Origin of the sequence: Microcystis viridis FACHB-1342, assembly GCF_014698335.1 — a bacterium.
GTDB classification, from domain to species: Bacteria; Cyanobacteriota; Cyanobacteriia; order Cyanobacteriales; family Microcystaceae; genus Microcystis; species Microcystis ichthyoblabe_A.
Genome location: NZ_JACJSV010000111.1, coordinates 1 through 7,979, shown reverse-complemented (window position 1 = coordinate 7,979; position 7,979 = coordinate 1). Strand labels below are relative to the sequence as shown.

Sequence of the window (7,979 nt, the reverse complement as noted above, 5' to 3'; positions counted from 1 at the left end):
AAACTTTTGACGATTTTAGCCGAACTGCAAAGACAAGCTAAACGGGAAAATCAGAGTTACAATGAAGACAATGCCCCTCGTTTGTGGATTTTATCCCCTTCCGCTCGTATCACTGTTTTAGAAGGATTTGGAGCAAAGTTAAGGTCAGATTAACCAGAAGGAGTCTATTTTCTTCCCTCGCTTTATCGCACGGCAATTATCGCTATTAATCAATTGCCTATCACTCCTGAGAGGTAGTGATTCGGTAAATACTCGGGAGCATCTCACTTATGCAGAGAATACAAAGGTTATGGAAAAACTACTTGAATAATCGGAGTCTCCCCAAAAGGAAAACTGCGTACCTCACTATTAAGATAACTACTGTATTCAGTTTTCTTACCCGGTGTCCGTCAACCAGGAGGAATGCCGATAGCTGGTTAAAACCACTAAGATAGGACGGCGAGAGTAACTAAAGACGATTTTTTTGGTAAGATCAAAGCTAAACTAACCATCACGCCTTACTTGAGGAAAGATTTATTTATGAGCGATATAGGGTTTATTTTGACGATAATCAACAATTTCCTACAAATTTACTCGGTAATCCTAATTGTTAGGGTTTTACTGACTTGGTTCCAAAATGCCGGTTGGGCCTATCAGATTATGTCTTTTCTCAGTCCGATTACCGATCCCTATTTAAATCTCTTTCGCTCGATTATCCCACCCCTAGGCGGGATGGACTTGTCCCCGATCCTCGCTTTCCTGCTGCTCAACGTTGTTCAGAGTGTCGTAGCCACAGGGGCCAGCAGTCTGGTCAGCAGCGGTTTCTAAATCCGCGGATCCACACTACTGGTAAAACCGGAAGCTTTGAATTTTTCCAGTCGCAAGGGGGTTGGTTGATTGGTAGAAACAGAAATTCTGATCTCGAAATCACTAATCCCCGGCGGCACTTCGGGAATTGCCCCGACTCGGCTACGATTTTGTAAAGCCGGTTCCCCGTTAGCATCGTAAATCCGACCAAAAACATCGGCATCATAGACGGTTTTTCCAGAATTATTTTTAGCTTTGCCAGTGATTAAAAAACAATTAGCCGGAAAACTGGTTCCCCCACTGGTGACACTCCCCTCGGCTAATTCGGGGGGACAGTCTTTGTAAGATACATCTAATAGTTGAATTGGGGTCAAAGCTTGAGCAGTAGGGATGATAAGCAAGCTAGACAGCCAGAAAAGAACAGAAAGGAGCAAAACGGTGAGCGAGCGTGGTGTCATAGATGAGTGATTTTACGGTATGATTTCCCCAATACTTAGATTATCGTGGATCGTCACCCTTTGAAATCAGCTTTTTTAGGACTCTCATGGATCGAGATGAGATTGAAACCACTCTCAAAGCGGCTTTTCTCCAGTGTGAGGCTTTATTCTGTCCTCTCAATCAACAACAAAAAGAAATTTTGTTAGAGGTGTTTTTTGAGCGAAATTCCCTCGCTGATGGCAATCCCCTAGATGAATTAACATCTATGCAAAGGGAGATTTTACTGGAATTTATCCTCAAACAAGAACGGGAAAATTTAGCTTGGAAAAGTTCCCTCCTCAATGATTGGCTTAATGATCGCCCTTCCGGTGCGGTACAATTTATCCGCGATCAGTATGGCTTGGCTTGGTTGAGTATCATAAAACCGATTCATTGGCAAGAATATTTACAAAAATTAAGGTTAACCAGAGAAAAATTACAGGTGGGAGATGCGATCGAGGTGTCTAATGGATTATGGGAATGGATTCCCGCAGACGCTGCCGATAGTTGCGACTGGTTTCCCTGTGAGGTAATAGAAGTAAATGAAAGTGAGGATGACTCCCCCCCTGTTAGTTGCCGTATTCGCTTTCAAAACGGTGAAGAATGGGAAATACAAGGAATATATCGGTGGAATCGCCCTAATTGGCGTTTTCTGACCTGAAGGAAGATCACTGCTCGGTTATCGGCTAAAATTTAAGATATGTAAAGAAGGGAGATAAATTTTATGGCCGCTAATGTTGAGATCTATACTTGGAGTTCCTGTCCTTTCTGTATCCGCGCTAAAGCATTACTCAAGAAAAAAGGGGTGGAGTTTACCGAATATTGTATCGATGGTGATGAAGAAGCGCGAGCCAAAATGTCCGATCGAGCCAATGGCCGTACAAGTGTACCACAAATTTTTATAAACGATCAACACATCGGGGGCTGCGATGACATCTATGCTTTAGATAGAAGTGGTGGTTTAGCTCCCCTGTTGCAGAATTAAGGATAAAAACTATTAATGAAACTAGCCTTTATTATCGATCCGATCGAGCATCTCGATCCGGGCCATGATACCAGTGTAGCTATCATGGAAGCGTCCCAATTATTAGGCCATGAAGTCTGGATGACTTCCATCACAGATCTCAGTGCGATTGCGGGAAAAGCTTGGGCAAAACTAACTAAAATTGAACTGGTTCCCGTGGAGTTAAAAGATAATCATTGGGTGGCTGTATCTCAATGGTATCAAAGACAAGAGACAGTTTTTACCTGCCTAGAAAACTTCGATTTTGTCTGGATGCGAAAAGACCCACCCGTGACAATTGCCTATCTTTATGCCACCTATTTATTAGACCTGATCGACCCCCAAAAAACTCAAGTAATTAACTCAACTAGGGGTTTACGCCATGCCAACGAAAAGTTATACACGATTCACTTTGCTCAGGTAATGCCCGCCACAATTGTTTCCCAAGATAAAGCGACGATTAGGGAATTTGTCAACCAAAAAGGGGCGGCAGTTATGAAACCTTTGGGGGGCAAAGCAGGGGAGGGAATTTTATTTCTTAGTCCCGAAGATCGCAATCTCAATTCAATGATTGAAATTAGCACAAAATGGGGACAAGAACCGGTAATGATTCAAGATTATTTACCAGCTGCCAAAGAAGGAGATAAACGCATTATTGTCCTCAATGGTGAACCCATCGGGGCAGTTAATCGCATTCCCACCGGTTCAGAATTTCGCGGTAATATGGCCGTAGGTGGACGAGTAGCAAAAACAGAAATCAGCGATCGAGAATTAGAAATCTGTGCCACTTTAGCCCCAAAATTACGGGAAGATGGCCTGTATTTTGTCGGATTGGATGTGATTGGTGGCTATCTGACGGAAGTTAATGTCACCAGTCCCACCGGCATTCGCGAGATCGATCGATTAAACAATGTTAGCTTAGGTCAACAGGTAATTAAATGGCTAGAAAGTTTTTCGGGAAATGGAGAGTATTTTCATTGAACAGCAAACAGTAAACAGTAATCAGCGAAAAGACAGTAGGAAACTTCTATTTAATACTGCTCACTTAAAACTCAAATCTGATAACTGATAACTTACCCACTGATAACTGATAACTGATAACTGATGACTGTAAAAAAATGAATGCTTTATCAATACCGACGTGGATAGTTCATGTATCGAGTGTCGTAGAATGGATAGCGGCGATCTGGTTAGTCTGGACCTATGGCGACATCAGTAGCGATCGATCGTGGCGAATGTTATCTTGGGGAATGTTACCCGCTTTAATTGGGGCCATGTGTGCCTGTACATGGCATTTTTTTGATAATATCAGTGCCTTATCCTGGTTAGTCACCCTACAGGCAGCCATGACTGTCTTAGGAAATTTTACCCTCTGTGCTGCCGGTTGGTGGCTGTGGCGTTCCAGTAAAATTAGCGTTAACAATGAATAAAGACAGTTTATTTGCCATTTCCCTGTTTCCCTATCTGGGGTTTCTTTGGTTTGTCACTCGTTCAGGAAAAATGCCCCGTTTAGCCCTAATTGGCTTTTATGTGCTGTTAATCTTCGTTTTTATCACCATTCCTGCCGGTATCTACGCCAAAATCCACTATGGTCAAGAATTAGCTAACGTCGATTGGTTACACGGCAGCGCCGAACTTTTCCTCACCCTCTCCAATATTCTCGTCGTCTTAGGTTTTCGTCAGGCAATTTTAGCGAAAAAGGAAACAGAGAAAGGGGAACAGGGATAAGGGGTGTGGGGTGTGGGGTGTGGGGTGTGGGGAAGTGGGAATTGGGGTGTAGGGTGTAGGGTGTAGGGTGTGGGGAAGTGGGAATTGGGGTGTAGGGTGTAGGGTGTAGGGTGTAGGGTGTAGGGTGTAGGGTGTGGGAAGTGGGGAAGTGGGGAAGTGGGGAAGTGGGGGGTATTTTCAGGGAACAGTGGACAGTGAACAGTAAACAGTAATCAGTGAACTGACAACTCACATCTGATAACTGATAACTGATAACTGATAACTGATAACTGAATTGTGATACAATCGCCCCAAAACGTCCCCGCGTCAGTCAAATATGTCCCCGATTACACCGTCCATCAGTGTCAACGAACCAAACCCGCAGGCTGCCATCCAGACTTTATCGGTAGTGGTTCCCATTTATAACGAAGTGGACAGTATTCCCCATCTCGTCGAGAGTATCGCCTCGATTTTGCGTTCTTATCAAATTAACTACGAGATTATCTGTGTTGACGACGGTTCTAAGGACGGTTCCACCGAGGTTTTAACTAATTTAGCCAAAAATCGCGATGATCTCAAGGCGGTAATATTGCGACGCAACTACGGACAAACCCCGGCTATGGCTGCCGGATTTAATTATGCCACGGGACGGGTCATCATTACCCTCGACGGCGATTTACAGAACGATCCCAATGATATACCCCTATTATTGGCCAAATTAGAGGAAGGTTATGACCTCGTGAGTGGCTGGCGCAAAAATCGCCAAGATGACCAGGTAAAACGGCTTTTACCCTCAAAAATAGCTAATTGGCTAATAGCAAAGGTTACAGGGGTCAAATTACACGACTACGGTTGTTCTTTGAAAGCCTATCGAGCCGAATTAATCGCCGATATGAATCTCTACGGGGAATTACATCGCTTTTTACCCGCATTGGCTTTTATTGAAGGGGCAAAAATAACCGAAATTCCCGTTAATCACCACGCTAGACGGTTCGGACAGAGTAAATATGGTTTAGGTCGCACAATTCGCGTGATTATGGACTTATTTACTGTCTTTTTTATGAAAAAGTTCCTCACCCGTCCGATGCACATTTTTGGACTCTACGGACTGTTATCGATGGTAGTGGGGATTATTCTAGGCACTTATCTGACTATTCTCAAACTCGGTTTCGGACAAGAAATCGGCGATCGACCTTTGTTAATCCTGGCCGTGTTATTCTTTTTAACTGGGGTACAATTACTCTGTTTTGGTCTTTTGGCAGAAATTTTGATGCGAACTTACCATGAATCCCAAAAACGTCCTATCTACCGCGTTCGTACTGTTGTCGGGAATAGGGGATTTTTCAGTGAGCAGTGAGCAGTAAACAGTAATCAGTAAACAGTAATCAGTGAAAAGACATCTCGGAACTTGCCACTTAATATTGTTCACTGAAAACTCAAATCTGATAACTGAATCACTGATAACTGATAACTGATAACTGATAACTGAAAAAAATATGACTATTTGGGAACTTGATTTTTATTCGCGGCCGGTGGTGGATGAAAATAATAAAAAAAGATGGGAATTATTAATCTGTGAAACTCCGGCAACAATCGATCGCTCCTCCGATACAATATTTAAATATGCCAGTTATTGTCCTAATACGATGGTTAATTCCCAATGGTTAGGAGAGGCAGTTACTGCAGCTATCAAGGCAGCGGGGGTAACTCCCAAAAAAATCCGCTTTTTCCGTCGTCAGATGAATAACATGATTAGCAAAGCTTGCGAGGATATCGGTATTCCCGCTTCCCCTAGTCGTCGCACTCATGCTTTAACTAGATGGATAGAAGAAAGAATGGTTAATTTCTACCCCCAAGAAGTTGGTTATGATCAAAATTTAACTAAAACTGCTTCCGTGAATTATCCTCCTTTAAATGCTGTTCCTCTTCCCGATGCTGTCCGGGGAGATAAGGCCGATAAATGGGCCTTTGTCACGCTAGAATTGTCTTCTTTTAATGATTTAAAAGATTGGGATATTAGCTTCGGAGAAAATTTGCCTATACTGGGAATGGGATTAGATGAGAATCTAAAAATCCCCGGTTTAGTTATTTTTTCCCCCCGCGCTTTACCCCTAGCTGGTTGGATGTCAGGGTTAGAAATGGCCTATTTAAAGTTAGAAACTGGTTCCCGTCCCGTGCTACGTTTAGAAACGGGTGCTAGTGATAGCTGGATTCTCGTCAACGTCACTAATACCGAGACTTTAAAGGAAGCCAAAAACTTTGAAGAAGCTAAACAAAAAGCCAATAATCTGCATTTTTTAGCCATTCAATCTAACCCTGAATCGGAATCCTTCGCTGGTTTTTGGCTACTACAAGAAGGATCTCAAGAGTAAAGTTTAGTCAGGGTGGGTTTTCAATCCACCCCCACAGAATTAACTTAAAAACATTGTCTAGTCCAACTACCGTGTAACCCGTAGGGAATATGATGTTTAAGATGGATAACTGCTAGGGAATTAGTGATATCTTTAGCATCTAAGATTACCGTATTTGATCGATGATTGGCTGCATCGTAGGTGACTACCAATAACCAACCATCATCTTCAGCGATTCCATCGGGTTTAGGCACAAAAATTGGCTCACCTGCGAATCCCCGGGGAGCAAAAGAATGTAACTGTTTTTCTCCCGTTAATAGGTCCAGTTTTAGGATTGCTTGCAAAGGAGCATTACCAGTGGCATGATGAGCGGCAGCGATGTATAAATAACGGTAATCTCGACCAACTTTTGCAGGATGAATGCTGGGAAATTCACAACAATGCTCTAGAATACATTCTCTTGTAACGGTATTTTCTGATAAATTTAGTGTAAATCGCCACAGATGTCCGGGTGCTAAACTATCAAAATCTACCGATTGAAAACTGCTATTTGAATCCAGTTGTGGTAAGGATTGATAACAAATAGAATCAATATAAATTTTCTCCCCTTGTTCAAAAGCATTGCTATGATGGAAGACAAAACCCGATGGAGTTTCTAAAACTTTCACTTCTCCTTTGTTAGGATCCCGGGGGATAATAATAATCTTAGTTAACTTGTCCGGTTGATTGATAACGCATTCTCCCGCACCTTTTAACCCAAAAAGAAAGGGAAAAGGATTATAACCAACCGGGTTTTGGAAAAAGATAGCGTAGTGGGGAGTAATAACAAAATCGTGGATAAAACAAAAGCCCGGTATGCTGTGGGTATGACGACGTAATAACTTACCCGTGGGACTAATTTCGTAGAGAGTAATGGCACTCGACAAACCCGTTTTGATGGCAAAATTTACCAGACATGGTTGATGATTATCGAAAATACAAGCGGGATCGATGCGAGGATGAGCGGCAAAAGCATCGCCTTTTTCCAAGATACCATCGAGGTAGTCTAAACCAATAGTATCAAGGGTTTTAGAATCGAGGCGATGGGGTTCGGCCGCTTCCCAAAGTGCCAGTAATTTATCACCCCAGTAGATAACATTAGTGTTAGCAATATTTTTCAGACGCAAATCAAAAGCATTGCCGAAAACTCCCCCCGGTTTTTTCGTGCCGAAAACACCGCGATAAAGGGGTTTTCCCGCTTTCTGTTCCTGGAGATAACCTTGGGTTTTAACAAAACGATTACGATAATGTACACGCCCATGATTGAAGCTAATCGCGCTGATCATACCATCCCCATCAAAGGGATGAGCGATCGCCGTGCCAGCGATATCGAGTAAACCGGGGCCGTTTTTAAAGACTGTACCCTGTAAATCGGGGGGAATTTGCCCCTCGATGTCTTCTACCTCGTAATCGTACTCGTTAGGTTGGGATTGATAGCCTTTTTGCCAATCCTGACGATTATAGGATTTTTCGCCAATTGTCGGAGTTAATACCATGGTAGTTTTAAGTTTATATTATTAGGGGTCGAGAAGGTCGTCACCGACCTCCCCTCCCATTCAGAACCGTGCGTGAGACTTTCACCTCACACGGCTCCTAGTTTGACTGTTCCCTTGTTA

Annotated in this window: 10 protein-coding genes and 1 pseudogene; 9 read left to right on the top strand and 2 right to left on the bottom strand. The window is 43.0% G+C overall.

From position 1 onward, the window contains the following. Both H6G40_RS23560 and H6G40_RS22040 read left to right on the top strand, forming a co-directional pair. Positions 1-231: pseudogene (locus H6G40_RS23560) on the top strand (flagellar assembly protein H); the annotation flags it as partial. A gap of 288 nt (positions 232-519) precedes the next feature. Beyond that, positions 520-807: a YggT family protein gene (locus H6G40_RS22040; RefSeq protein WP_002733084.1), complete on the top strand. Its 288-nt coding sequence runs from the start codon at positions 520-522 to the stop codon at positions 805-807. Here the strand turns inward: H6G40_RS22040 and H6G40_RS22035 are convergent. Beyond that, a complete protein-coding gene (locus H6G40_RS22035) occupies positions 804-1,244 on the bottom strand; it encodes a hypothetical protein (protein ID WP_002753281.1) in 441 nt (146 codons plus the stop codon). The genes H6G40_RS22040 and H6G40_RS22035 overlap by 4 nt on opposite strands. Before the next feature lie 86 nt (positions 1,245-1,330). Between H6G40_RS22035 and H6G40_RS22030 the strand changes: the two genes are divergently transcribed. The 7 genes from H6G40_RS22030 (at position 1,331) to H6G40_RS22000 (ending at position 6,345) form a co-directional block, all read left to right on the top strand. Then, complete coding sequence (locus H6G40_RS22030) at positions 1,331-1,924, top strand: hypothetical protein (RefSeq protein WP_069475109.1); 594 nt, start codon at positions 1,331-1,333, stop codon at positions 1,922-1,924. 63 nt (positions 1,925-1,987) lie between these two features. Continuing rightward, complete coding sequence (gene grxC / locus H6G40_RS22025; protein WP_002791228.1) at positions 1,988-2,248, top strand: glutaredoxin 3; 261 nt, start codon at positions 1,988-1,990, stop codon at positions 2,246-2,248. A 15-nt stretch (positions 2,249-2,263) separates the two neighbouring features. Then, positions 2,264-3,247, top strand: a complete 984-nt coding sequence (gshB, locus tag H6G40_RS22020) for a glutathione synthase (RefSeq protein WP_069475110.1) — start codon at positions 2,264-2,266, stop codon at positions 3,245-3,247. Between the two features lie 137 nt (positions 3,248-3,384). Then, positions 3,385-3,696 (top strand): DUF2499 domain-containing protein, encoded by a 312-nt coding sequence (locus tag H6G40_RS22015; RefSeq protein ID WP_002734463.1) that lies wholly within the window; start codon positions 3,385-3,387, stop codon positions 3,694-3,696. Then, entirely contained in the window at positions 3,689-3,994 is a 306-nt protein-coding gene (locus tag H6G40_RS22010) for a DUF3593 domain-containing protein (RefSeq protein ID WP_002732802.1), read from the top strand. The genes H6G40_RS22015 and H6G40_RS22010 overlap by 8 nt, the downstream gene beginning before the upstream one ends. Before the next feature lie 316 nt (positions 3,995-4,310). Then, complete coding sequence (locus H6G40_RS22005; protein WP_190538243.1) at positions 4,311-5,330, top strand: glycosyltransferase; 1,020 nt, start codon at positions 4,311-4,313, stop codon at positions 5,328-5,330. Positions 5,331-5,469: 139 nt separating this feature from the next. Further along, the gene (locus H6G40_RS22000; protein ID WP_016516823.1) at positions 5,470-6,345 is read left to right on the top strand and encodes a Tab2/Atab2 family RNA-binding protein; all 876 of its coding nucleotides are present in this window, start codon (positions 5,470-5,472) and stop codon (positions 6,343-6,345) included. 44 nt (positions 6,346-6,389) lie between these two features. Here H6G40_RS22000 and H6G40_RS21995 read toward each other — a convergent pair whose 3' ends face one another. Beyond that, on the bottom strand, positions 6,390-7,859 hold the full coding sequence (locus H6G40_RS21995) for a carotenoid oxygenase family protein (protein ID WP_190538242.1): 1,470 nt from the start codon (positions 7,857-7,859) through the stop codon (positions 6,390-6,392). Between the last annotated feature and the right edge of the window lie 120 nt (positions 7,860-7,979).

Bases quoted from the DNA above. Each gene is read 5' to 3' on its own strand.
- H6G40_RS22040 (WP_002733084.1), top strand. From the start codon at position 520: ATGAGCGATATAGGGTTTATTTTGACGATAATCAACAATTTCCTACAA.
- H6G40_RS22035 (WP_002753281.1), bottom strand. From the start codon at position 1,244: ATGACACCACGCTCGCTCACCGTTTTGCTCCTTTCTGTTCTTTTCTGG.
- H6G40_RS22030 (WP_069475109.1), top strand. From the start codon at position 1,331: ATGGATCGAGATGAGATTGAAACCACTCTCAAAGCGGCTTTTCTCCAG.
- grxC (WP_002791228.1), top strand. From the start codon at position 1,988: ATGGCCGCTAATGTTGAGATCTATACTTGGAGTTCCTGTCCTTTCTGT.
- gshB (WP_069475110.1), top strand. From the start codon at position 2,264: ATGAAACTAGCCTTTATTATCGATCCGATCGAGCATCTCGATCCGGGC.
- H6G40_RS22015 (WP_002734463.1), top strand. From the start codon at position 3,385: ATGAATGCTTTATCAATACCGACGTGGATAGTTCATGTATCGAGTGTC.
- H6G40_RS22010 (WP_002732802.1), top strand. From the start codon at position 3,689: ATGAATAAAGACAGTTTATTTGCCATTTCCCTGTTTCCCTATCTGGGG.
- H6G40_RS22005 (WP_190538243.1), top strand. From the start codon at position 4,311: ATGTCCCCGATTACACCGTCCATCAGTGTCAACGAACCAAACCCGCAG.
- H6G40_RS22000 (WP_016516823.1), top strand. From the start codon at position 5,470: ATGACTATTTGGGAACTTGATTTTTATTCGCGGCCGGTGGTGGATGAA.
- H6G40_RS21995 (WP_190538242.1), bottom strand. From the start codon at position 7,859: ATGGTATTAACTCCGACAATTGGCGAAAAATCCTATAATCGTCAGGAT.